At 67.2% G+C, this 21,764-nt stretch carries 23 protein-coding genes; 5 read left to right on the top strand and 18 right to left on the bottom strand.

Annotated elements, in window-relative coordinates; all coding sequences use genetic code 11:
- Positions 1 to 119: 119 nt before the first annotated feature.
- The gene (locus tag BFF94_RS20055; protein WP_128844429.1) at positions 120 to 575 is read right to left on the bottom strand and encodes an Rrf2 family transcriptional regulator; all 456 of its coding nucleotides are present in this window, start codon (positions 573 to 575) and stop codon (positions 120 to 122) included.
- 90 nt (positions 576 to 665) lie between these two features.
- Positions 666 to 1,094 carry a BCAL1086 family glycoprotein gene (locus BFF94_RS20050; RefSeq protein ID WP_219139720.1) on the bottom strand — a complete coding sequence of 143 codons (429 nt, stop codon included), beginning with the start codon at positions 1,092 to 1,094 and terminating at the stop codon, positions 666 to 668.
- 193 nt (positions 1,095 to 1,287) lie between these two features.
- On the opposite strand from BFF94_RS20050, the gene BFF94_RS20045 reads away from it, so the two are divergent.
- The 3 genes from BFF94_RS20045 to BFF94_RS20035 all read left to right on the top strand — a co-directional run bounded on the left by BFF94_RS20045 (position 1,288) and on the right by BFF94_RS20035 (position 5,199).
- A complete protein-coding gene (locus BFF94_RS20045) occupies positions 1,288 to 1,623 on the top strand; it encodes a hypothetical protein (RefSeq protein ID WP_219139719.1) in 336 nt (111 codons plus the stop codon).
- A gap of 264 nt (positions 1,624 to 1,887) precedes the next feature.
- Positions 1,888 to 3,081 carry an ammonium transporter gene (locus BFF94_RS20040; protein WP_128844434.1) on the top strand — a complete coding sequence of 398 codons (1,194 nt, stop codon included), beginning with the start codon at positions 1,888 to 1,890 and terminating at the stop codon, positions 3,079 to 3,081.
- Between the two features lie 159 nt (positions 3,082 to 3,240).
- Complete coding sequence (locus BFF94_RS20035) at positions 3,241 to 5,199, top strand: PhoX family protein (protein ID WP_128844437.1); 1,959 nt, start codon at positions 3,241 to 3,243, stop codon at positions 5,197 to 5,199.
- A 137-nt stretch (positions 5,200 to 5,336) separates the two neighbouring features.
- On the opposite strand, the gene BFF94_RS20030 is transcribed toward BFF94_RS20035, so the two are convergent.
- The 13 genes from BFF94_RS20030 to BFF94_RS19970 all read right to left on the bottom strand — a co-directional run bounded on the left by BFF94_RS20030 (position 5,337) and on the right by BFF94_RS19970 (position 17,147).
- Positions 5,337 to 5,966, bottom strand: coding sequence for a type II secretion system protein (locus BFF94_RS20030; protein ID WP_246637368.1), 630 nt, complete (start codon positions 5,964 to 5,966; stop codon positions 5,337 to 5,339).
- Complete coding sequence (locus BFF94_RS20025) at positions 5,963 to 6,352, bottom strand: type II secretion system protein (RefSeq protein ID WP_219139718.1); 390 nt, start codon at positions 6,350 to 6,352, stop codon at positions 5,963 to 5,965. Before BFF94_RS20025 ends, BFF94_RS20030 begins: the two co-directional genes overlap by 4 nt.
- Positions 6,353 to 6,361: 9 nt before the next feature.
- Positions 6,362 to 6,919: a type II secretion system protein gene (locus BFF94_RS20020; RefSeq protein ID WP_128849931.1), complete on the bottom strand. Its 558-nt coding sequence runs from the start codon at positions 6,917 to 6,919 to the stop codon at positions 6,362 to 6,364.
- 3 nt (positions 6,920 to 6,922) lie between these two features.
- On the bottom strand, positions 6,923 to 9,217 hold the full coding sequence (locus BFF94_RS20015; RefSeq protein ID WP_219139717.1) for a type IV pilus secretin PilQ: 2,295 nt from the start codon (positions 9,215 to 9,217) through the stop codon (positions 6,923 to 6,925).
- Positions 9,218 to 9,838 carry a hypothetical protein gene (locus BFF94_RS20010; RefSeq protein WP_219139716.1) on the bottom strand — a complete coding sequence of 207 codons (621 nt, stop codon included), beginning with the start codon at positions 9,836 to 9,838 and terminating at the stop codon, positions 9,218 to 9,220. It abuts the gene before it with no gap.
- Positions 9,835 to 10,401, bottom strand: coding sequence for a hypothetical protein (locus tag BFF94_RS20005; RefSeq protein ID WP_128846906.1), 567 nt, complete (start codon positions 10,399 to 10,401; stop codon positions 9,835 to 9,837). Before BFF94_RS20005 ends, BFF94_RS20010 begins: the two co-directional genes overlap by 4 nt.
- On the bottom strand, positions 10,398 to 10,928 hold the full coding sequence (locus tag BFF94_RS20000) for a hypothetical protein (RefSeq protein ID WP_128846903.1): 531 nt from the start codon (positions 10,926 to 10,928) through the stop codon (positions 10,398 to 10,400). Before BFF94_RS20000 ends, BFF94_RS20005 begins: the two co-directional genes overlap by 4 nt.
- Complete coding sequence (locus tag BFF94_RS19995; protein WP_219139715.1) at positions 10,925 to 11,827, bottom strand: hypothetical protein; 903 nt, start codon at positions 11,825 to 11,827, stop codon at positions 10,925 to 10,927. Before BFF94_RS19995 ends, BFF94_RS20000 begins: the two co-directional genes overlap by 4 nt.
- Positions 11,808 to 13,529, bottom strand: a complete 1,722-nt coding sequence (locus BFF94_RS19990) for a GspE/PulE family protein (protein WP_128846898.1) — start codon at positions 13,527 to 13,529, stop codon at positions 11,808 to 11,810. The genes BFF94_RS19995 and BFF94_RS19990 overlap by 20 nt, the downstream gene beginning before the upstream one ends.
- A gap of 18 nt (positions 13,530 to 13,547) precedes the next feature.
- Positions 13,548 to 14,750: a type II secretion system F family protein gene (locus BFF94_RS19985; RefSeq protein WP_219139714.1), complete on the bottom strand. Its 1,203-nt coding sequence runs from the start codon at positions 14,748 to 14,750 to the stop codon at positions 13,548 to 13,550.
- Positions 14,751 to 14,805: 55 nt separating this feature from the next.
- Positions 14,806 to 15,255, bottom strand: coding sequence for a type II secretion system major pseudopilin GspG (gene gspG, locus BFF94_RS19980; RefSeq protein WP_128845192.1), 450 nt, complete (start codon positions 15,253 to 15,255; stop codon positions 14,806 to 14,808).
- Positions 15,256 to 15,437: 182 nt separating this feature from the next.
- Complete coding sequence (locus BFF94_RS19975) at positions 15,438 to 16,112, bottom strand: response regulator (RefSeq protein WP_246637367.1); 675 nt, start codon at positions 16,110 to 16,112, stop codon at positions 15,438 to 15,440.
- 30 nt (positions 16,113 to 16,142) lie between these two features.
- Positions 16,143 to 17,147 (bottom strand): SCO family protein, encoded by a 1,005-nt coding sequence (locus BFF94_RS19970; RefSeq protein ID WP_219139713.1) that lies wholly within the window; start codon positions 17,145 to 17,147, stop codon positions 16,143 to 16,145.
- A 261-nt stretch (positions 17,148 to 17,408) separates the two neighbouring features.
- Here BFF94_RS19970 and BFF94_RS19965 point away from each other — a divergent pair, with 261 nt between their 5' ends.
- Complete coding sequence (locus BFF94_RS19965; RefSeq protein WP_128845188.1) at positions 17,409 to 18,536, top strand: sensor histidine kinase; 1,128 nt, start codon at positions 17,409 to 17,411, stop codon at positions 18,534 to 18,536.
- Positions 18,537 to 18,575: 39 nt separating this feature from the next.
- Here the strand turns inward: BFF94_RS19965 and BFF94_RS19960 are convergent, their stop codons facing one another.
- On the bottom strand, positions 18,576 to 19,361 hold the full coding sequence (locus tag BFF94_RS19960; RefSeq protein WP_128845184.1) for a response regulator: 786 nt from the start codon (positions 19,359 to 19,361) through the stop codon (positions 18,576 to 18,578).
- Positions 19,362 to 19,903: 542 nt separating this feature from the next.
- Between BFF94_RS19960 and BFF94_RS19955 the strand changes: the two genes are divergently transcribed.
- Positions 19,904 to 20,533 carry a lytic transglycosylase domain-containing protein gene (locus BFF94_RS19955; RefSeq protein WP_128845181.1) on the top strand — a complete coding sequence of 210 codons (630 nt, stop codon included), beginning with the start codon at positions 19,904 to 19,906 and terminating at the stop codon, positions 20,531 to 20,533.
- A 111-nt stretch (positions 20,534 to 20,644) separates the two neighbouring features.
- On the opposite strand, the gene BFF94_RS19950 is transcribed toward BFF94_RS19955, so the two are convergent.
- Together BFF94_RS19950 and ccsB are read right to left on the bottom strand one after the other, a co-directional pair.
- The gene (locus BFF94_RS19950) at positions 20,645 to 21,154 is read right to left on the bottom strand and encodes a cytidylyltransferase family protein (RefSeq protein ID WP_128845179.1); all 510 of its coding nucleotides are present in this window, start codon (positions 21,152 to 21,154) and stop codon (positions 20,645 to 20,647) included.
- 135 nt (positions 21,155 to 21,289) lie between these two features.
- The coding region (ccsB, locus tag BFF94_RS19945) for a c-type cytochrome biogenesis protein CcsB (protein WP_219139712.1) at positions 21,290 to 21,764 on the bottom strand (475 nt) is incomplete at its 5' end.

The following is a 21,764-nucleotide window of genomic DNA, read 5'->3' as shown; positions in this document are numbered from 1 at the left end:
AAAGAAAAATATGTAACTTATTTAATTACATATAAGACCGAAAAAAACGGGGCAAAGCCCCTGTTGCGCCGGTCGCCGCACCTGCACGCCGTCCGGCTTCCTGCCGTGCCTGCCGCCGGTCACCCGCCGGCACGCGCCGCGTGTTGCGTGCGCCGCTCCAGATCCAGCACGTCAGCCGTGACGTCGACAAGCGTGCGCGTGGCGAGCGATGCCTCCATCGCGCGCTGCGCGTCGCCGATGTAGTCGGTCAGCACGCCCTGAATGTGCCGCCCGACAAGACACGCGGGATTCGGCGCCTCGCGGTGAAGTGCGAACAACTGCGCATCGTCGACCGCGCGATACACGTCGAGCAGCGTGATCCTGCCGGGCTCGCGCGCCAGCAGCGCGCCGCCGCCCGCGCCGAGTTGCGACGTGGTCAGCCCTGCGGCCGCCAGCATCGACAGCAACCGGCGGATCAGGGCCGGGTTCGTGTTCACGCTGCCCGCGATGATGTCGGACGACAGCGGCACACCTTCCTGCATCGACAGCAAGGCGAGCACGTGAACGGCAAACGCGAACCGGCTGCTGGTATTCATTCCTCACTCACTCGGCGACGCCGGCCCGGATTGCGGCCGGCGACATGTGTAACCATCATAATTACATTTTGCGAATCGTGCAAGCCCGCGTCATTCGCCGCTCGCAGGCTTGGCGCCTGCCGCGTTCTGCTGGCTCCACTGCTGGAGCTTCTTGCCGGCTTCCGAGATCTTCGCGCCCGCTTCGGAAGCGGCATGCGCGACAACCGCGGAAGCGGCCGCGTCGATCTGCGCCTGCGCGGCGGATGCGAGGCCGCTCGCGGACAGCGGCGGCACCGCCGACGCCGCGGACGCGATGCCGGCCTTCGCGGCGTTGAGCTGCTGGTTGACGGTGCTCGCCACCTGATCGAGCGCCTTGGCCGCGCTGTTCGCGGCATCGGCGGCCGCGCTCGCGGCCGTATCGGGTTGCGTGACCGGCGCGCCGGACTTGTCGCAGCCCGCGAGCAACAGCAGCGCGCCAGCGGCCACGGCCGCCAGCACGGACCCGGGCACGCGACGCGCCCGCAATGTCTTCATGTTCATCAGCAATCTCCGGCCGCGCGTCGCACGGCCTCGTGGTTGGACCGATATCGATGATACCGCCTGTGGAACAGGCCCAATCACGACCCGGCATTAAAAATGCCTTTCAATTTCGGACTCGTCTGATTCAATCGCAGGCGCGATGACACTAAAGTGGGCACGCTTCAATCCGCATCGCAGGTGTCCCCTTTTCCTCATGGCTTTCCTTGTCGACTGGCTCATCGTCCTGGCCGCGCTGCTCGCCGCCATCCTGTTCCTGTGCCTGCGCCCGCCGTCGGCGCGCCGCCTGGCCGAATCCGGACGCCCGCGCCGCGTGGCGTCCGCGCGCCTGCTCACGCAGGCCGTGATCGCCTTCTGGACGGCCGCGCTGATCGTCGCGCAAGGCATCCTCGGCCCCGACGGCGACGGCCAGTCGCTCGCGGGCTTCGCGGCGCTCGCGTTTGCCGCGCTCGGGCTGGCGACCGTCGCCGCGTACTGGTCGGCGTGCGCGCTGCGGCTGCGCCGGCCGCGCCTGCTGTTCGCGCGCTGCTGACGCGCCGGATCGGTGCATCGCGACGCACCATCGCGCACCAAGCCGCACCGACCCACGCTTCACACGCACCAGATCCACACACGTCGCACCACACGCGTGCATCCGGGATGATTCCCGGCCCGTACCTGCCGCGCGCCCATCCCATGCACGATTCACCGGAATGCCGCACCGCACGGTGTCACGGCACCAAGTTCACGCAATCATTCACCAAGTTGGCTCGATACTTGCTCTCCTTGCCCGTTTTTTGCGCAAGGAAGCCACGGCATGGATGGTCTGAAATCCGGCGTCGACACACTGTTCCTGTTGATCGGCGCCGTCATGGTGCTCGCGATGCACGCGGGCTTCGCATTTCTCGAACTCGGCACGGTCCGCAAGAAGAACCAGGTCAACGCGCTCGTGAAGATCCTGGTCGACTTCTCGGTGTCGACGCTCGCGTATTTCTTCATCGGCTACACGATCGCGTACGGCGTCGAGTTCTTCGACGATATCGGCACGCTGTCGCAGCACAACGGCTACGCGCTCGTGCGCTTCTTCTTCCTGCTGACCTTCGCGGCGGCGATCCCCGCGATCGTGTCCGGCGGCATCGCCGAGCGCGCGAAGTTCAACCCGCAGCTCGTCGCGACGCTGATCATCGTCGGCTTCATCTATCCGTTCTTCGAAGGGATCGCATGGAACGAGCGCTTCGGCGTGCAGGCGTGGCTCGCCCACGCGTTCGGTGCGCCGTTCCACGATTTCGCCGGCTCGGTCGTCGTGCATGCGTTCGGCGGCTGGGTCGCGCTGCCGGCCGTGCTGCTGCTCGGTGCGCGCCACGGCCGCTATGCGAAGGACGGCCGGATCGCCGCGCACCCGCCGTCGAACATCCCGTTCCTCGCGCTCGGTGCGTGGGTGCTCGCGGTCGGCTGGTTCGGCTTCAACGTGATGAGCGCGCAGACGCTCGACAAGATCAGCGGCCTCGTTGCCGTGAATTCGCTGATGGCGATGGTCGGCGGCACGCTCGCCGCGTGGATGGCGGGCCGCAACGACCCGGGCTTCACGTACAACGGGCCGCTCGCGGGCCTCGTCGCGGTGTGCGCGGGCTCCGACGTGATGCACCCGATCGGCGCGCTCGTCACGGGCGCGGCGGCCGGCGCGCTGTTCGTCGCGATGTTCACCTGCGTGCAGAACAAGTGGCGCATCGACGACGTGCTCGGCGTGTGGCCGCTGCACGGCATGTGCGGCGCGCTCGGCGGCCTCGCGGCCGGCGTGTTCGGCCTGCCCGCGCTCGGCGGTCTCGGCGGCGTGTCGTTCATGTCGCAGCTCGTCGGCACGCTCGGCGGCATCGCGATCGCGACCGCGGGCGGCACGCTCGTCTACGGTGCGCTGAAGGCGACCGTCGGGCTGCGCCTCGACCGCGAAGCCGAATTCGACGGCGCGGACCTGTCGATCCACCGCATTTCGGCGACGCCCGAACGCGATTGAGCGCCTGACGAACACCCGACGCATCATTACGTTTTCAATTCAAAAAACTTTCATCGAGCATCCTTACACTTCGGTTCAGTTTTCAATTTGCCTTCGCGAAGCTTGCCGAGCGCCTGCTTCGCGAAGGCCATTCTTCCAACAACTGAAACTGGACTCCACATGCCCGCGTTGCCCAATGCTTCCCGTCGTCAGGCCCTGAAGATCCTCGCCGGCGCGCCGATGCTGCCCCTTTCCGGCCTCGCGCTGCCGGCCCTGCTGACGGGTTGCGGCGGCGACGACAATCCGGCGTCGACGCCGGCCGCCGCCGCTTACACGTCGGCTGCGTTCTCGGCGATGGCCGCGCCCACGCTCGACAACGCGGCCGCGATGGCCACGACGACGGTCGGCTCGACGCTGTCGGTGTCGTTCTCGGACGGCTCGGCGCGCAACTTCAAGCTGGCGTACCGGCCGTTCTTCGTGACGGGCGACATGGTGCCGGACGGCAAGGGCGGCACGACGCTCGCGGGCGGCTACTACGACATCAACAACCAGCCGATCATCGACCGTTCGGTAGCCGGCAAGGAGCGCCAGTTCTATTCCGACTGCCCGGACGGCAGCTCGCTGCTCACGCTGAAAAACGCGAACGTGCCCGGCGTGAAGGGCAACACGGTGTTCGCGGTCGTGCAGTTCGAATACACGACGCGCGACCAGGCCAGCGCATCGCAGTACGGCCAGTTGCCGTCGCCGATCGCGGTGCTCACGCTCGACCAGGATCCGGCCAACGGCGCGCTGAAGGTCGTCAAGTACCACAACGTCGACACGTCGAAGGCGCACGGCCTGTGGATCACCTGCGGCGCGAGCCTGTCGCCGTGGGGCACGCACCTGTCGAGCGAGGAGTATGAGCCGGACGCGACGAAGGTCGCGACCGACGCGCAGTTCAAGGCGTTCAGCAAGAACACGTTCGGCGACGAGACGAGGGCGAACCCCTACCACTACGGCCACCTGCCCGAGATCACCGTGAACGCGGACGGCACGGGCACCGTGAAGAAGCACTACTGCCTCGGCCGCATCTCGCACGAGCTGATCCAGGTGATGCCGGACCAGCGCACCGTGATGATGGGTGACGACGCAACCAACGGCGGCCTGTTCATGTTCGTCGCCGACAAGGCAGCCGACCTGTCGGCCGGCACGCTGTACGTCGCGAAGTGGACGCAGACGTCGTCCGCCGGCGCGGGCACCGCGACGCTCACGTGGATCAGGATCGGCCACGCGACGAGCAGCGAGATCGAAGCGCTCGCGAACACGCTGAAGGCGTCGGACATCATGGACCTGACGACCGTCGACCCGAGCGATGCGAGCTACACGAAGATCCACTTCGGCGGCAAGTTCAACTGGATGCGCGTGAAGCCGGGGATGGAAAAGGCGGCCGCGTTCCTCGAGACGCACCGCTACGCGGCGCTGCTCGGCGGCAGCATGGCGTTCACGAAGCTCGAAGGCACGACGGTCAACGCGAAGGACAAGATCGTCTATACGGCGATGTCGCGGATCGAGACGTCGATGGTCAAGGGCAACGCGGTGTCGCGCGACGTCGCGGTCGATAAGAAGATCGCCGCCGGCGCGACCTACGCGCTGAACCTGAAGGGCAGCCAGCGCGACACGACGGGCGGCGCGATCGACAGCGAATGGGTGCCGGTCGACATGGGCGCGCCGGCCGCGCTGGTCGGCGAGGATCTCGCCGCGGCCGACGGGCTCGGCAACCTCGCGAACCCGGACAAGATCGCGAACCCCGACAACCTGAAGTTCTCCGAAAAGCTGCGCACGCTCTTCATCGGCGAGGACTCGGGCATGCACGTGAACAACTTCCTGTGGGCCTACAACGTCGACACGAAATCGCTCGTGCGCGTGCTGTCGTGCCCGGCCGGCGCCGAATCGACGGGCCTGCACGCGGTCGACGAGATCAACGGCTGGACCTACATCATGAGCAACTTCCAGCACGCGGGCGACTGGGAAACGCCGCTGCACGACAAGGTCAAGCCGACGCTCGACCCGCTCGTGCGCGCGAACTTCAAGGATCGCTTCGGCGCCAGCGTCGGCTACCTGACGGCCGAGCCGACCAGCATCAAGCTCGCGAAGGCCTGACCGCTTCGCTTCGAGGGGGCTCGCCCCCTTCTTCATCACCGTTCATTCGTCGGCGCTCCACGCCGGTTTATGCGCGATGCCCCATGCGGGCGTCGCGCTTTTTTTTGCGCGCACGCCGGGGGGCGACCGGCCACCCGTCAACGCAGGCCGGACGGCGCCTGCCCCGGCAGGTAGCCGCCCGCGAACCCGGACAGGCTCGGGAAGCTCGCCGCCTGGGCAGGCGCGGCCGCGGACGCCGGCGCCGCGTCGCTGGCCGGCAGGCCGAGGCCGGGCGCGAGGTACAGGAACTTCCACTTGCGGTAGGTCTCCTCGCCCTCGAAATCCATGTATCGCTGCGGGAATCCCGCCCGCTTGACCGTCGCCTGATCCGAGTTGCTGTATACGCCATAGAAACGATCGTCCCGCCACAGGAACGCCCAGTCGTTCTGTCCGGTAATCGGATCCCGATACGCGCTGCGCAGATGATGCATCGGCTTGACGAACCGGTTGTCGTCCAGCAGGTCGTCGACGGTTTGCGGGTACGCGCGCGCCAGACGGTAGTAGCGGATGATCGCCTTCCGGTACTGATCGCCGGCGAACAGCAGTTGCCGCTCGTCCTCGCGGCGCCGTTGCAGCGACCAGACATCCAGCGCCCCTGCCAGTGCGATCGACATCAGCATCAGTACGATCAGCAGCGCCAGCAGCACGAGCCCGCGCTGACGCGCGGCACGCTGGCGGCCGCGCATCGCGCGCGCACCGGCGCGCGCCGTCTGGCCAGCCCGGCTCATTTCGCCGCTCCGGTCGCGCCCGGCGGCGTACCCTGCGGGCTGCTCGCGGGCGCCACGTCGTAGACGCCCGGCTTCGACTCGTCCGACGACGCGACCGCCGCCCATTTGTCGTCGCCATTCACCGGATCGAGCGGGACCGAACGCAGATAGTGCTTCGCGACCAGTTCGTCGAGCGTCTCCGGGTACTGGCCGTTGTCGCCGTAGTATTGGTCGATCGCATTGCGCATCACCGCGATGTTCTGCTGCCGGACCTGTTCCTTCCCGCGCTCGATGCTGTGCATGTAGCGCGGCACGGCCAACGTCAGGAGCAGGCCGATGATGGCCATCACGACCACGATTTCGATCAGCGTGAATCCGCGGGACCTGCGCGTGCGAGCGTGTTTCATATTGCACCGTCACCATTGCTTGTACGGGATGCCGTTGATGCCGGCAACCGCGGATTTGGACGTCACGTCGAACACGTCCTTGCCGGCCTCGGCGCTCCCGGATAGGTCGCCGGCCGGCGGACCGCCGGCAGCCGGATCCAGCGGCGTGCCGTACGCGCGCACGTCCCAGGTCTCCTCGGCGGGCGTGTCGGGGTCGCCGGCGAAGAACGGATCGCGCGGCACCCGGCGCAGGAACATCAGCAGGCCGCCCTTCGGATCCCGGGCGTTCTTCACGCCGGTCACCAGCACGGTCAACGACGGCGGATAGCCGGACGCTTCCGCTTCCTTTTCGATCTGCCCCGCATCGCTTGCGTCCTTGTACGCGTCGAGCGCGGTGCGGATCTCGCGCAACGCGGCGCTCAATTCGTGCTCCTTCTGGCGCTGCACGACCAGCTCGGAAAACGGCATGACCGCGAGCGCGAGTATCGCCACGAGCGCGAGCGTGATCACCATCTCGATCAGCGTGAAGCCACGCTGCCCGGGACGGCCGGTGCAGCCACTGCGCGTCGTGCCGGTCCGGGTAGCCACGATTCAATTCCCGTTCTGGATCGGGTGAAGCGGGTTATCGTTCGGAATATCGCCCGCCGGCATCTGCAGCGTCGGAGGCGGCGCTGCCGGCGCCGCTGGCGCGGCCGGTGCAGCCGGTGCCGCAGCCTGCACGGCCGGCGACGCCACCGGCGTCACGGTCGTGCCCGGGGCCGGCGCGACTTCGTTGCTTGCCGGACCGGCCGCCTGCGCCGCGCCATCCGCGGGTACCGCGCCCGCCGCGGGCGCGGGCAGCGCGGGCAGCGGTCTCGAGAAACGCCCGCCGTACGGTTCGGGCGGCGGTGTCGTGCGAGGTGCGGCAGGCATCTGCCCGAACGCCCCGCTCTCCGGCGACGGCTGCGCCCGGCTCGCCGCCGCCTCCAGTGGCGACGGCGCCCTGCCGCCCGTGGTGCCGCCGCCCACGCTGCCGGGCACCGGCTTCGTCGCGGGCGTCGCGGCCGTTGCCGGACCTTCCGCGTTCAGCGCCACCGGATCGAGCCGCAACTGGTCCGCGTGAACGTTGACGTCGGTGCCCGACCACACTTCCTGCGTGTCCGCGTCCGCCGCGACCTGCGGCCGGACGATGTGCGGCGTGATCTGCAGCACGATCTCGGTCTTCTTGTGATCGCCTTCATGATCCGAGAACAGGCGGCCGAGCAACGGCAGCTGCCCGAGCCCCGGCACCTTGTTCGCGTTGCGGCGGTCCTCGTCCGAGATCAGCCCGCCCATGATCTGGGTTTCGCCGTCCCGCAGGCGCAGGCTCGTCGACGCGCTGCGCGTGCCGATCTGATACGCGAGCGAGCTCAGTCCCTGCGAATTGCCGCTCTGGATCGTATTGGTGATGTTGCTGACCTCGAGATTCAGCTTGATGCCGACGTCGCCGTCGCGATAGACCTGCGGCTCCACCTCCAGCTTGATGCCGACATCGAGGTACTGGATCATCTGCGTGAACGACGGGCCGCTCGTGCTCGGCGTGCTCGAGCTCGAGATCACCGGCACCTTGTCGCCGATCATGATGCGCGCCTTCTCCTTGTTGCGCGTGCGGATGCGCGGGCTCGCGAGCAGGTTCGCATCGGTGTCCGTGAGCTTGAAATCCGCGGTGGCGGACAGGCCGCTGACATTCAGCGCATTGACCGGCAGATGGTGCAGCGCGCCCCAGGTGCTCGCCGTGCTCGGCGTCGACACCGTGAACGAGCTGGGCCAGTTGATGCCGAGCTGCGACATCCGCTCGTGCGACACCTCCAGCACCTCGACCTCGAGCATCACCTCCGGCTCCGGCAGGTCCTGGGCCGCGATCATCTCGTCGGCGACCTTGATCATGTCCGGCGTGCCGCGAATCGTCACGGTGTTCGCGCGCTCGTCGATCACGGCCTCCTTCACCTTCAACAGGCTCTTCAGCAGCGACTGGACCTGCTTCGCGTCGACGTTCGACAGCTGGAACGTGCGCACCTTGAGCTCCTGGTATTCGAGCTCCTTCGCGGGCGTCGCCGGGTAGATGAACAGCGTGTTCGCGTTCATCTGCTTCTTGTCGAGCTGGTTCTGCAGCAGGATCATGTCGACCGTGTCCTGCAACGACGCGTTCTGCACGAAGATCGTCGTCTTCAGGTCGGCTCGTACGTCGCGGTCGAAGATGACGTTCAGCCCCGACGTCCGCGACAACGCTTCGAACACCATCCGCACGTTCGCGTCGCGGAACTGCAGCGACACCGGCGTGCGCATGATCGACGAAGCGGCGAGCTTGTCGTCCCGTTCCGCGTGCTGCTGCCGGCGCTTGTCGTCGAGCTCCGATTGCATCCGCGCGGCCATCGCATTGGCCGGATCCTCGACCAGCACGCGATGCACGCGTTCGGCCGCCTGCGCGTACGAGCCGCGCTTCATCATGCGATCCGCTTCCTGCAGGATCGCCAGATGCTTGCGATCCTGCTCGATCATCTTGCCGATCCTGCGGGCGCGCTCACTGGACGGATCGAGCTGGGTCGCCATGTAGGCGGACCGGGCCGCATCGTCGAACTGGTTCTGCTTGCGGAACTCGTCGGCGTTATCGAGCAACTGGTTGACTTCGCCGTCGCGCGCGTGCAATGCGTCGATCTTCACCTGCGCATTGGTCGGATCGTCGTGCACGTTCGGCACATGCGCGCAGCCGCCGCACGCGAGCAGCGCCACGGCGATCGCCAGTGCGCGTTTCGTCGCGATCCGGCTCGCCGGCGCGTGCCGGAAATCGAACGGCGTGAAGGGCGAAAAGCGTGTCGATGGGCCGCTGTCCCCAGCGCGGCGCACACCCCGTGTGCATGAGGTTTTCATCTACTTTTCCCTCGGAATGGACACCACCTGCACCTGGTTCAGCGGCAGATAGGTGAGCACCACGTTCGACTCCGAAACCGACTCGACGCGATACTGGCCATCGATCACGTCACCTGGCGAAACAATCAGCAACTGATCGCCGTTGCTGAGAAACACATGCGGCTTCACCGCCTTGGCGTCCTGCTCGCCGACATAGGTGAACGGCACCGGCGGCGCGGACGGCGGCGCCGGGCGCGTTTCGGGCAGCGGCGGCACGACGACGGGCGGCGGCGGCAGCCATGACGACGCGGTGAACGGGTCGTGCGCCGCTTCGACGGACACCGGCGCGCGCAACGCGGCGAGCTTCTCCTGCGGCGTCGCCGCTGCCGTGGCGGCCGATGCGGATCGCGGCGCGGCGGCAGACGCGGGCACGGCGGCGTGCGCGGCCGGCGCCGGATGCGCGGCGGTCCGTGCCGGCGGCGTGCGCCCGCCGTCGCGATGCAGGCCGCCGAATGCCGGGACCGGCGCCGGCTCCTGCATCGCCGCGACCAGCACGCGATACCCGGCGCCGGCGAAGAGAACACAGCACAGCGCCAGCGCGATGCGCCGGTTCGACGCGGGCTTCATGACGGCGGAAATCATGGCTGGGCGCTCCGGTAGATGAGCTCGAAGCGCACGCGCGCATCGAGGATGTTGCTGCCCACCGCGGGGCGCTCGACGTGGATTTCCTGCAGCGCCGCGTTCGGCACGTTGTTGAGCACCGACGCCAGAAAATGCCGGATCGCGCCGTACTGATCCTTGACCGGCAGCAGCACCTGATAGCGCGCGAAGTGCGCGCCCGACTCGGTCGTCACCTGGTACTCGGCGGAACCGAGCGTCAGATGGCTGTCGCGCGCCTGCGCGAAGATCGACGCGATGTCGTCCGCGCTTTGCGAGAACCGCGGGAACAGCTCGGGCAACGCGTCGAGCGCCAGCGCGTCCGCCTGCGCATCATGCGCCGCGACCGGACGATGGCCGTGCGCCGCCCGCACGAGCGCGTCCGGCGCCTGCATCGCGCGCGTATCGGACTCCAGGCTGGCGATCGCCGCGGCCGCGATGGCCGCCGCGCCGATCAGCAGCAGGCCGACGAGTCCCGGCAGACCGAATGCGCGCCGCAACTCGAAACGCAGCGTGGCCAGGCGGTCCGTCAACCGATCGGTTTTCATGACTTCCTCCAGACGGCCGTGATCTGGAAACGCACCGGCTTGCCCGGGACGTTGTCCTCGACGAGATGGCCGTTGAGCGCCGCTTCGCGCAGCACGACGCTCGTCTGCAGATACTTCAGGTACGCGATCATCGCGTCCGGATTCTTCGCTTCGGCCGTGATGCGGATCTGGCCCTGCGCCGGGTTCTGGTCGATGCCGATCAGCGCGACGTCATGGTCGGGATAGTCCTCGACGAGCGAGAACAGCGTCTGCCACGGCACGGTCAGTTCGCGCAGCACCGCCTGGCTCTGCTTTTCCGCGAGCTTCGCGGCCGGCGTCGGCGGCGGCTTCGCGACGTGCCGCTGCGCGAGCGTCCGATGCTGGGCGGCCTCCACGTTCGCCCGCGCGCGGTCGTTCTCCGCATACGCATGCCACAGCCATGCGCCGCACGCGGCCCACAGCAGCACGGCGACGCCCAGCAGGATCACCCCGCTCGTCCCGGTGCGGGCACGGCGCCGGCAAAAGTCGATATCGAGCATCGGCATCATGGCGCGTACTCCATCAGCCGGCGCGCGGGCGAGCCGTCGAGCGCCGGCCCCGGCAGCCGCACCGCGGCCGCGAAACGCGCGTCGAACGGCGCGAAGTCCGCGTCGATCCCGGCCAGATAGACCGGGCAGTCCTCGCGTTTCAAGCCGGCCCGCGTTGCCGAACGTTCGAACGACTGCTCCGCGAGTTCGGCCAGCCGCGCCGCGTCGCCGGACTCGCCGGGAAAGAGGCGTTGCGCATCGTAGGCAGCCCAGCCGCCTCGCTCGATCATGACCGCCTGCATCAACGCATCGGCGACCACGATCAGCAGCGCGTCGTCGCCGACTTTTACCGCGATGCGATTCAGCGTCTCCGGAAGACCCGATCTCAGGCTGCGGATGCGGACCGCGGCGGAGGCTCCCGCGTCATGGATGCCGTCGTACAGCGTGCGCGACAGCGCGCCGGCGAAGAGCGCGCGGCCGCCGTGCTGCACGCAGAAGCGCACGATCAGCGATGCACCGTCGACCCCGTACGTGTCGGAGAAATGGGCGAGCACGATTGCTTCGAGTTCGCGCATGCGCAACGCGCGGAAGTCGCCGCGCAATATCGCGTGGTGGCACCAGAAATCGTCGAGCACGACGTGCGCGCCGCGCGTCGACGACATCGGGCCGCGCGCCTGCCCCTGCGTGGCGGCGGCATCGGCCGCGCTGCCGGGTGTCGCGGCTGTCGCGGCCAGCGCGGCGCGCAGCGCATCGAGCACGCCCGCCTCGCTGCCGAACTGCGCGTCGGGAATCGCGACGCTGACCGGATCGGCGGCGAACGCGCGCTTGCGCGGCCGCCACAGTGCGGGCGAACGGATGCCGACGACGATCTCGCGCGTCCCGACGCCGATCGCAAGCGGGTTATTCAACCATCGTGACACGATTGATCTCCTCGAGCGTCGTTTCGCCGCGCCGCACCAGTTCGATCGCCGCCGATCGCAACGTCGTCATCCCGTGGCGCAGCGCCGCCGCCTTGATCTGCCCGAGCGGCGCGCGCTCCGACAGCAGTTGCCTCAGTTCGTCGTTCATGCGCAGCGCCTCCGCGATCGCACGCCGGCCGCGATAGCCGCTGCCGCGGCACATCGCGCACCCCGCGCCGCGACGAAACAGGTAGCTGCCGGCCGTATCCGGGTCGATGCCCGAGCGGGCGAGCGCATCCGCGTCCACCTCGTCCTCGTCCAGGCAATCCGGGCAGCACTGGCGCAGCAGCCGCTGCGCGATCACGCCGTTGAGCGCGGAGACGAAGCTGTACGGATCGACCTCCATGTTCGTGAAGCGGCCGATCACGTCGAACACGTTGTTCGCGTGCACGGTCGTGAACACCTGGTGGCCGGTCAGCGCGGCCTGCACGGCGATCTGCGCGGTGTCCGGATCGCGGATCTCGCCGACCATGATCTTGTCCGGGTCGTGCCGCAGGATCGACCGCAACCCGCGCGCGAAGGTCAGGCCCTTCGCCTCGTTGACCGGGATCTGCAGGATTTCGCCGAGCTGGTATTCGACCGGATCCTCGATCGTCACGATCTTCTCGAGACCGTTGTTGATCTCGGTGAGGATCGCGTAAAGCGTCGTGGTCTTGCCGCTGCCGGTCGGCCCCGTGACGAGCAGCATCCCGTACGGCATCGACGCAACCGAGCGCATGAAGCGCGTGTCGCCCGGCTGGAAGCCCAATGCCTCGAGCGTCAGGCCGCCCGCGGCCTGGGACAGCTGGTAGCGGTCGAGAATCCGCAACACCGCGTCCTCGCCGAACTGGTTCGGCATGATCGACACGCGGAAATCGATCTCGCGCCCGGCGTACATCGCCTTGAAGCGCCCGTCCTGCGGAACGCGGCGCTCCGCGATATCGAGCTCGGAGATCACCTTCACGCGGGACAGGACCTGGTCGGCGACATCCCGGCCCTCGACGCGGCCCACCACGGTGAGCACGCCGTCGACACGGCACTTGATCATCAGGCCGTTCGCGCGGCATTCCAGGTGGATGTCGCTCGCGAGCATCTTGAGCGCGTCGTAGATCGTCGAATTGAGCAGGCGCACCACCGGACTGTCGTCATTGCTGATGCCCTGCAGCGTCAGCGCGAGCGACGCAGGATCGGGTGCGTTCTGGATCGGATCGTCGAACGCGAGCGAGTCCATCGCGCGGATATCCTTCTCGCGCACGGTCAGATACGCGTTGAGATCCCCGGCGCTCGCGAGCGCCCAGCCATACGGCACCGCCGGCCGCGCGCGCATCCGGTGTTCAACCCAGCCGCGCGTGCGTGCATCGAGCGGATCGGCAACAGCGAACAACAGCGCGTCGCCGCCCTCGGGATCGCGAAAGCACACGCACAGGCGCGCCGTCGCGTCGACGAACGGCACCGTGTCGAAATCCGGCTCGAGGCTGGCCAGCTCGCGCATCCCGATCGGCTTCATCCGGAATTGCGCGGCGAGCTGCGCACGCATCTCGTCCGCGCCGAGCGCCGTCTGCGCCATCAGCACCTCCAGCGCGCGAATGCCTGAGCCGTGCCGTTCGCCGAGCGCGCGCAGCGCGTCGCGCAACGCGGCGCCCGCGTCGGGCAGGTGTTCCGGTGAGGGGGTGACGGTATCCACGCGTATCTCCAGGGCAGCCTACTGAATGCTCGACGCGATCTCGAAGATCGGCAGGTACATCAGCACGACGATGCCGCCGATCACCACGCCGATCACGATCATCATCGCGGGCTCGATCAGTCGCGAGATCAGATCGATCGTGCGCGACACCTGCGCTTCCTGGAACGCGGCGATCCGGTCGAGCACGGGCCCGAGGCCGCCCGTTTTTTCGGCCACCGTCAGCAGGCGGTAGCCGATCGCGTTCGCGAGGCCGGCCTGCTGGAACGCATCGGAGATCCTCGCGCCATTGCGGACCTGCTGCAGCGCGCCCGCGAGCGCGGCCTGGTCCGCGCGGCCCACCAGGCCGCGCGCCAGATCGAACGCGCGAACGGCGGGAATGCCGCCGTCGACCAGCATCGCCGTCGTGCGATAGAACTGGGACTGGCGAAACACGCGGAAATGCTGCCCGATGCCGGGCAGCGCCAGCAGGCGATCGGCGAGCCAGATCCGCAGCGCCGGCCGGCGCAGCGCAACGCCGGTGGCCACGGCCAGCACCGCGAGCGCGGCCGCCAGCCCGGTGCCGTGCGCGTGCACCATGCCGCCCCACGCCATCAGCAGCCGCGACATCAGCGGCAGTTCGCGGCCGCTGTGTTCGAGGAGCGCCGCGAACCGCGGCACGACGAAACCGAGCAGAAACAGTACGACGGCCGCGCCGACGAACAGCAGCACCGTCGGATAGATCGCCGCCGACACGACCCGTGCGCGCAGCTCGTGGAGCGTCGCGCTATTGCGCGAGTAACGGGTCAGGCTCGCGGCGAGGCCGCCGGTCTGCTCGCTCGCCTTCACGCACGCGACCAGCACCGGCGGGAAGATCGGGCTCGCATGCTCGAGCGCCGCCGACAGCGACTGCCCCTCCTCCAGTTGCCGCAGCAGATCGCGATACACCTGCGCGGACGCTTCGCGCCGCACGTTGCCGCCGAGCGTGCGCAATGCGTCGACCACGCCGACGCCCGCGTCGAGCAGCGCCGCGAGCTCGCGCGCGAACATCGCGACGTCGAACCGCGCGCCCGGCATCCCGAACCGGCGCGCGCCGCGCCGCTGCCGCCGCGCGTCCGCGCGCACCGACACGACCCGCAGGCCGCGCGAGCGCGCGAGCGCCGCCGCGGTCGCCGGCGAATCGCTGTCGAGGCGAACCGTCTGGACCGAGCCATGCGTATCGAAGACATGCAGCACGAACTTCACGTCGACTCTCCTTGCTGACTGCTCACGACAGGCACGGCCACCGGGCCGCGCCGCCCTACCACGACGAGATCGTCACGTTCTCGCCGGTGCCGCCGCCGCGCCCGTCCTTGCCGAGCGAATACAGGTCGTAGTCGCCGTGCTCGCCGGGCGAGCGATACTGGTACGGACGGTCCCACGGGTCCGCCGGAACAGCCTTCTGCAGATACGGGCCGCTCCACCGCGGCGCGCTCTGCGGCTTGTTGACGAGCGCGTCCAGGCCTTCCTCGGTCGTCGGATAGACACCGACGTCGAGCCGGTACTGATCGAGGGCCTGGCCGAGCGACACGATCTGCGCGCGGGCGACCTTCACGTTCGACTTGCCGACCTGTTCGAAATACCGCGGCGCGACGAGCCCTGCCAGCAGCCCGATGATGACCATCACGACCAGCAGCTCGAGCAGGGTGAAGCCGCGACCCGCGCGCATGCGGCGAGCGAAGCCGCCGCCCTGCCGCTGATGCGCCGGCATGCCGGGCCGGATCGAGGACCATTCGTCGCGCACGGTTTTCTCCCTGTATCGCCTGCCGCTTCAGCACCGCTGAAGCCTTTGATTGCATTCTTGTTCAGGGCGATACGCGTCAGAAGTAGGGAGGGCCGTCCATCGCCATGGGTAAATCCCCCCCAGTTGCGCCATGGCGCGATGGAGGGTTTTCACACACGGTCGTCGTCGCTCAGCGCGAGCACGCCGATGTCGATCGCGAAGTGGACGAGGCCGGTCAGGTTCACGATGCCGAGCTTGTGCATCAGGTTCGCACGATGCTTTTCCACCGTTTTCGGGCTGAGCTGCAGGCACTCGCCGACCTGCCGGCTCGTGTGCCCCTCGACGACGAGACGCAGCACGGTACGCTCGCGGTTCGTCAGCGCATTCCACAAGCGTGCCTTGTGCGCGCTCGCCTCGCGCATCCCGTGCAGGCCGGCACGGGCCCGATACGCGTCCAGGCTGATCACGCACTTGCCCTGCATCACGAAGCGCATCTCGCGGACCAGATCGGCGAACGACGAATCCTTGACGACGTAGCCGTCCGCACCGGACGCAAACGCCTCCCTGACGTTGTCTTCGCTGTGATGGACGGTGAGGACGATGATCCGCGTATGCGGCGTATCGCGCTTGATCGCGGCGATCGCTTCGAAGCCGCTGCCGCCCGGCATCGACAGATCCATCAGGATCAGGTCGGGCAGCGTCTGCGCAGCGAGACGGCAGGCCTCGAACCCGCCGCTCGCGTCGCCGACGATGCAGTAGTCGTCCAGCTCGGACACCATTTGGCTGAGACCGAGGCGCAGCAGATGCTGATCCTCGACGATCAGCACGCGATGCTTCTTTTCCAATTTCGACGCTCCCTGACGGATGCGTTGCACCTAGTTGGAAGCGACGACGTCGCGATAGGCCGCGAGCAGTTCGGCCGGCGTCGCGAAGCCGTCGATGCGCAGCCACGGCTGGCCGGGCGCGGCCCGCATGAACGTCACCGGCGTGTGAGCCATCTTGTCGCCGCGAAAGACGTTGAACGCGCGCTGCGCCGCGATGCTCGCCTCGACCGTGCCCGTGTAGTGCTGCCATTCGGGCCCGGCTTCGAAACGCGCGGCATAGCCCTTGAGCCGATCCGGCGTGTCCTGCTCCGGATCGATCGAGATCGACACGATGTGCACCTTGTCGCGGTCGGGGCCCAGCTCGCCCTGCAGCCGCTCGAGTGTCTGGCTGATCATCGGACAGATGGTCGTGCAGGTGGTGTAGATGAACGTCAGGATCACCGGCCGGCCGTCGTCCACTTCCTTGACCAGCGACACGGTCTTGCCGTCATCCCGCACGAGGTCGACCGACGGCAGCGTGTATTCGGCCGTCGTGTGCATCGTGCCCGGCATCACGACGTGATGCATGTGCATGCCGGCCGCTTCGGTCGCGGTCCCGGCGGTATCTGGCGCGGCGTTTTCCGTGGCGGCATCGGCGGTGTCCCCGGTGCTGCTTTCCCCGGCTTTGCCGGGTGCGCTTTCGGGTGCGCTTTCGGGCGTGCGTTCGGGTGCACTTTCGGTGGCTTTCCCGACCGGGCTCCCGGCAGCGCCCGGCGCGCCGTTCTCCATGACGTGCCCGACGGCGTCCGGCATCGCGTGGCCGCCGGCATGCGCGGCGGTGTCCGGCATCGCGTTCTCGCCGGCGCTCGCGGCGGCGCCCGGCATCGCGTTGTCGTCGGCGCTCGCGGCGGCCTCCGGCATCGCACTTTCATTGACATTCGCGGCGGCAGGTTCGCCAACGTGCTCGCTGACATTCTCGCCCGCGCCATCGACGGGCGCGCACCACGCGGCGGTCGCGGCGATCGTGATACCCGCTGCCACGAACGCCCCCATCGTCGATCTGGCAATCCCTTTCATACCGACCTCCCCTGACGATAAACAAGGCAATGGCGGTTCCCCTGCCTCGTCAGCGCAGTGTCTTGAATTCGGTCGCGAGCGTCATGGGATGACGCCCCCCAAAGGCCGGTAGGGTATGTCCGCTTGCTGGAATACCCGCTGGCTGGTGCCGGGATATCCCCATGCTTCAACCCGCATTCCCCTTGTTGCGGCGTGCGTCGGTCGCGTCCTAGAATGGCAGCAACCTTACGGTTTCCTGAAAACTGCGCATCGGGAGCTCCCATGATTGAACGCCAGCCCGCCAGGCCACAAATCAGGCTGCTCGATCTGATCGATGCGATGCGCACGCTTCGCGGTGCGGTGCGCGCGGGCGATCGCGGCGCCGGCATCGTCACCGATGCACGCGGCGCCGCCCTTGCCATTCTCACGGCCGACGGAACCTTCGTATCGGCGAATCGCAGCGCCGCGGCGCTGTTCGGCTATTCGAGCGCCGAGCTCGTCGGCAAGCATCTGTTCGACATGGCGCTCGACGATGCCCACGCCGACTTGGCAGACGAATTGTCCCGAGGCGCAGCCCTTCCCTGTCATTCGTTCAGCACGATGCTCAGTGGGCGAACCGGCCATTCCACGCAGTTCATGGTGCACCAGCAGGCGCTTCCCGCCACGGCAACCGGCGCCCGCTTGTTGCTGACGCTGTTCGAGGAGCCGCCGGCCCTCGAGCCCGATCCGAACGATGCGGCCGCAGCGGGCTACCCGGGCGCGCCTCACGCCTATCTGCTGATGGGCCAGCAGAAGGAGCGCTACCGGCTTGCCGCGGAATTGCACGACGGGCTGGGTCAGGCGTTGACGCTCATCAAGCTGATGAATGAGGACGCGCTGATGCGCATTCGTCGCGGCGAAATCGACGAGGCGGCGAATCTGCTCGATTCGACGGTGCTCCGGATCCGCGAGACGATCGGCGAAGTACGGCAGATCTGCGGTGAATTGCGGCCGCCCATACTCGACAAGCTCGGCCTGTCGGCGGCCCTGGCTTCACTGTGCCGGCGCATCGAGCGCGACATGAACACGCTGACGGTCGAGTTCAATTGCGATGTCGACGACGACGACATACCCGACCATCTGAAGGCGGACATGTTCAGGGTCGCGCAGGAAGCGCTCAACAACATCGTCAAGCATGCGGAGGCCACCGAGATCGTACTCGGCTTGCGCCACGACGCCGGCGGCCTGCTGCTGACGATTCGCGACAACGGCATCGGCTACGAGCGTCGCCCGCTGACGACGGAAGACGCGCACACGACCGGGCTCGGCCTGATCGGCATGCAGCACCGCGTCGAGTCGCACGGCGGCACGTTCTCGATCCAGTCGTCGGCCACCACGGGCACGCTCGTCTCGGCGAGCTGGGCCTGCTGACGCGCGCGATCGCGGCCGGTCCCGCGGCCGGTCCCGCAGTCAGTCATTCACACCGCCGAGCGGATAATCGTCCAGTCTCGCATGCGCGCCGGCGTCTTCCGACGGCCCGATGTCGTCGAGCGAGTGAGTCGGCACGTCGTCCGCATTCGGCTCCGCGCACTTCGCCGCGAGCGTGGTCAGCAGGCCCATGCTCATCGCGACCAGCACCAGTTCCGTCAGGTTCGCGAGATGGAGCTTGTGCATCATGCTCGCACGATACTTCTCGATCGTCTTCGGGCTCAGATTCAGGTATTGACCGACCTGCCGGTTGGTGCGCCCTTCGGCAATCAGCTTCAGCACGCTACGTTCGCGCGCGGTGAGGATGTCCCAGGCCCTTCTCGGCGCAGGCATTTCGCGGCCGGTCACGAACGAGTCGACCATGTAGCCGTACACGTCCGCGCTCAGATGCTTCTTCCCCTGCATGACCATGCGCATCGCGAGCAGCAGTTCGTCAAACGAAACGTCCTTGAGCACGTAACCGTCGACCCTCGCCCGCAGCGCCTCCCGCACATACTCCTCGTTCTGATGAACCGTGAGCGCGATGATCCGGACCGTCGGCGTTCGCCGCTTGATTATTGCGCTCGCATCGATGCCGTTCATCCCGCGCATCGACAGATCCATCAGGATCAGATCGGGAGCCAGCGCCAGCGCCTGGTGACACGCCTCCTTGCCGTCCCTTGCCTCGCCCACGACCTCGTAGTCGCCTTGCGCGCATAGCATCGACCGGAGGCCATTTCTCAGCAGGTCATGGTCCTCTGCAATTACAACGCGATATTTGGTATTCACGACTATCCCCCGTTTCTCCATTCCTGCGCGGCGTGTCGCACCGACACGCCCTGCGCAGTTCCGGAAACGCTCGCTGCGTGGTTTACCCTGCCCGGACTGATTATTGAAATTCGAGGAAACCGGCAGCCATGCATGTCGCTACAGCAAGGATCGCGCCACCGCGCCCCGAGCCTGCTGCTGCGGCGGGCCGGATTCCGCCTGTCCGCGGCGCAACCTCGCCACCCCTCCTGAAACGTTTCAAAACTGTATCGATTTCATGTTTTTCAGTGCGTCGGTATGATTACCGATGGCGGGAATGCCACTCGCGTTTCAGCATGGACGAAAACATTCTCACCGCGACGACGCCAAATCGAGAAGAAAGCGGTGGCACATAGTAAGGATCGTTAATATTCGGCGATTACCTCCCCCATTACCCCCCGTTACAAGGGTAACAACTTTGCACCATTTTTTTGGCCGCCGTTTCGGCCTCGAAGTGTAGGGAGGTGCCCCATTGCCGGTCCGATTTCCCATCGCCGACAATCCAGGTGCAGGAGACCTGGAAGATGCACCAACGACCTTTATCCGGATTGGGAATCGCGATCGCCGTCGCATGCGTGGCACTCGGCTCGGCGTGGCCGAGCACTGCGAACGCGCAAATATTCGGCACGGTCACCAGCAGTGGCGCCATCGTCCTCACCAACGAACCCGGCGCGACCGGCCTGAAGGTGATCGTCGCGAGCAACACGCCCGCCCCACCCGACATGAAGCGCGCTGCATCGAAGCTGGCCGACGGCGCACTGTCCTCGTTCGCCGACGTGATCGACGAAGCGAGCCGCGCATTTCGCGTTCCACCCGAACTGCTGCGCGCGGTGATCGACGTCGAATCGGGATACAACCCGAAGGCGGTCTCGGACAAGGGCGCGCAAGGGCTCATGCAGTTGATGCCCGGCACCGCGCGGCGTTTCTCGAGCGGAGACATGTTCAATCCGCGCGACAACGTGCTGGCCGGCGCGCGCTATCTGCGCTTCCTGCTCGACCTGTTCAAGGACAACGTCGAACTTACGCTGGCCGCCTACAATGCCGGAGAAAACGCCGTGATTCGGGCCGGCTATCGCATTCCGTCGCTGCCGCAGACGCGCGACTACGTGCCGCGCGTGCTCGCGCGCTACAAACGGCTTCTCGCCGCGAGTTGAAACACACGAGACTCGCGGCGGCCTGCACGCGGCGACGCCGCCGGCGTCGCACGCACGACGCGTTGCCCGGCATCACGAAGCGATGACGGCCGGCGTTCGGCCGGCCAACGCTCATGGAAATGCCGGGACGGTCGGATCCTCTCCCTGCAGATGCGCATCCGTATGGTGAAGCTTGATCGCGTCTTCGATCTCGTGAACGCGGTCGGTCGGAACGTCGATCATCATCAGCAATTCGCCGTGCTCGATGCCGTCCTCGAAGCGCTTCAGGCGCGTGCTGGGCATGTCGACGCCGATCATCGTCGCCACCCATGCGCCGAAGGCCGCGCCGAACAGCGTGATCGCCACGACGATGCCGCCGCCGATCGACAAACCCTCGGGCGGGAACACCAGGATGATCAGCCCCAGCAGCATGCCGGTCGCAAAGCCGACTGCAGTGCCGCGCGCGAGCGACGGCAGGAGGTCGCTGCGTTGCGCCAGCGTGGCCTCCGGCAAGCCGTCGCGCAGGACATCGTGATTCGCGATGCAATGGATATGTCGCCACTCGATTCGAAGCGACAGCAGCTCACCGACGATCGACTGCGCACAATGCACCGTCGGCAATAGAAAATAGACACGTCTCATGGCAGCTCCTCCTACGTCACACCCGCAATGCAGCGATGCTCGTCAACACATTCTGGTCCGGCATGCCCCCGGCTTGAAGTGGTAATCCTCGCCGAAGTGCATGGGTAGAACACGGTAGGAAGCGCTGCACGCGCTTCAGAGCCGTCCGTAGCTGTGCAGCCCGGACAGGAACATGTTGACGCCGAGGAACGCGAACGTCGTCACGAGCAGGCCCGTGAGTGCCCACCAGGCCGCAACCGCGCCGCGCAGGCCCTTCATCATCCGCATGTGCAGCCACGCCGCATAGTTGAGCCACACGATCAGCGCCCAGGTTTCCTTCGGGTCCCAGCTCCAGTAGCCGCCCCATGCCTCGGCCGCCCACAGCGCGCCGAGGATCGTCGCGATCGTGAAGAACGCGAAACCGACCGCGATCGACTTGTACATCACGTCGTCGAGCACCTCGAGCGTCGGCAGGCGATCGGCGAGCACGCCGCGCTCCTTCATCAGGTAGGCGACCGACACCATCGCCGACAGCGCGAAGCTGCCGTAGCCGATGAAGTTCGCCGGCACGTGGATCTTCATCCACCAGCTCTGCAGCGCCGGCACGAGCGGCTGGATCTGCTGCGCATCG

Source organism: Burkholderia catarinensis (assembly GCF_001883705.2).
Taxonomy (GTDB): Bacteria; Pseudomonadota; Gammaproteobacteria; order Burkholderiales; family Burkholderiaceae; genus Burkholderia; species Burkholderia catarinensis.
Note: the sequence above shows the minus strand (reverse complement) of the source record. Positions and strands in the feature narration are given on the sequence as shown.

Bases quoted from the DNA above. Each gene is read 5' to 3' on its own strand.
- BFF94_RS19950 (WP_128845179.1), bottom strand. From the start codon at position 21,154: ATGAGACGTGTCTATTTTCTATTGCCGACGGTGCATTGTGCGCAGTCG.
- BFF94_RS20030 (WP_246637368.1), bottom strand. From the start codon at position 5,966: ATGAGCCGGGCTGGCCAGACGGCGCGCGCCGGTGCGCGCGCGATGCGC.
- BFF94_RS20055 (WP_128844429.1), bottom strand. From the start codon at position 575: ATGAATACCAGCAGCCGGTTCGCGTTTGCCGTTCACGTGCTCGCCTTG.
- gspG (WP_128845192.1), bottom strand. From the start codon at position 15,255: ATGCCGGCGCATCAGCGGCAGGGCGGCGGCTTCGCTCGCCGCATGCGC.
- BFF94_RS20015 (WP_219139717.1), bottom strand. From the start codon at position 9,217: ATGAAAACCTCATGCACACGGGGTGTGCGCCGCGCTGGGGACAGCGGC.
- BFF94_RS20045 (WP_219139719.1), top strand. From the start codon at position 1,288: ATGGCTTTCCTTGTCGACTGGCTCATCGTCCTGGCCGCGCTGCTCGCC.
- BFF94_RS20005 (WP_128846906.1), bottom strand. From the start codon at position 10,401: ATGAAAACCGATCGGTTGACGGACCGCCTGGCCACGCTGCGTTTCGAG.
- BFF94_RS20050 (WP_219139720.1), bottom strand. From the start codon at position 1,094: ATGAACATGAAGACATTGCGGGCGCGTCGCGTGCCCGGGTCCGTGCTG.
- BFF94_RS20000 (WP_128846903.1), bottom strand. From the start codon at position 10,928: ATGATGCCGATGCTCGATATCGACTTTTGCCGGCGCCGTGCCCGCACC.
- BFF94_RS20040 (WP_128844434.1), top strand. From the start codon at position 1,888: ATGGATGGTCTGAAATCCGGCGTCGACACACTGTTCCTGTTGATCGGC.
- BFF94_RS19965 (WP_128845188.1), top strand. From the start codon at position 17,409: ATGATTGAACGCCAGCCCGCCAGGCCACAAATCAGGCTGCTCGATCTG.
- BFF94_RS20010 (WP_219139716.1), bottom strand. From the start codon at position 9,838: ATGATTTCCGCCGTCATGAAGCCCGCGTCGAACCGGCGCATCGCGCTG.
- BFF94_RS19970 (WP_219139713.1), bottom strand. From the start codon at position 17,147: ATGAAAGGGATTGCCAGATCGACGATGGGGGCGTTCGTGGCAGCGGGT.
- BFF94_RS19955 (WP_128845181.1), top strand. From the start codon at position 19,904: ATGCACCAACGACCTTTATCCGGATTGGGAATCGCGATCGCCGTCGCA.
- BFF94_RS20025 (WP_219139718.1), bottom strand. From the start codon at position 6,352: ATGAAACACGCTCGCACGCGCAGGTCCCGCGGATTCACGCTGATCGAA.
- BFF94_RS20035 (WP_128844437.1), top strand. From the start codon at position 3,241: ATGCCCGCGTTGCCCAATGCTTCCCGTCGTCAGGCCCTGAAGATCCTC.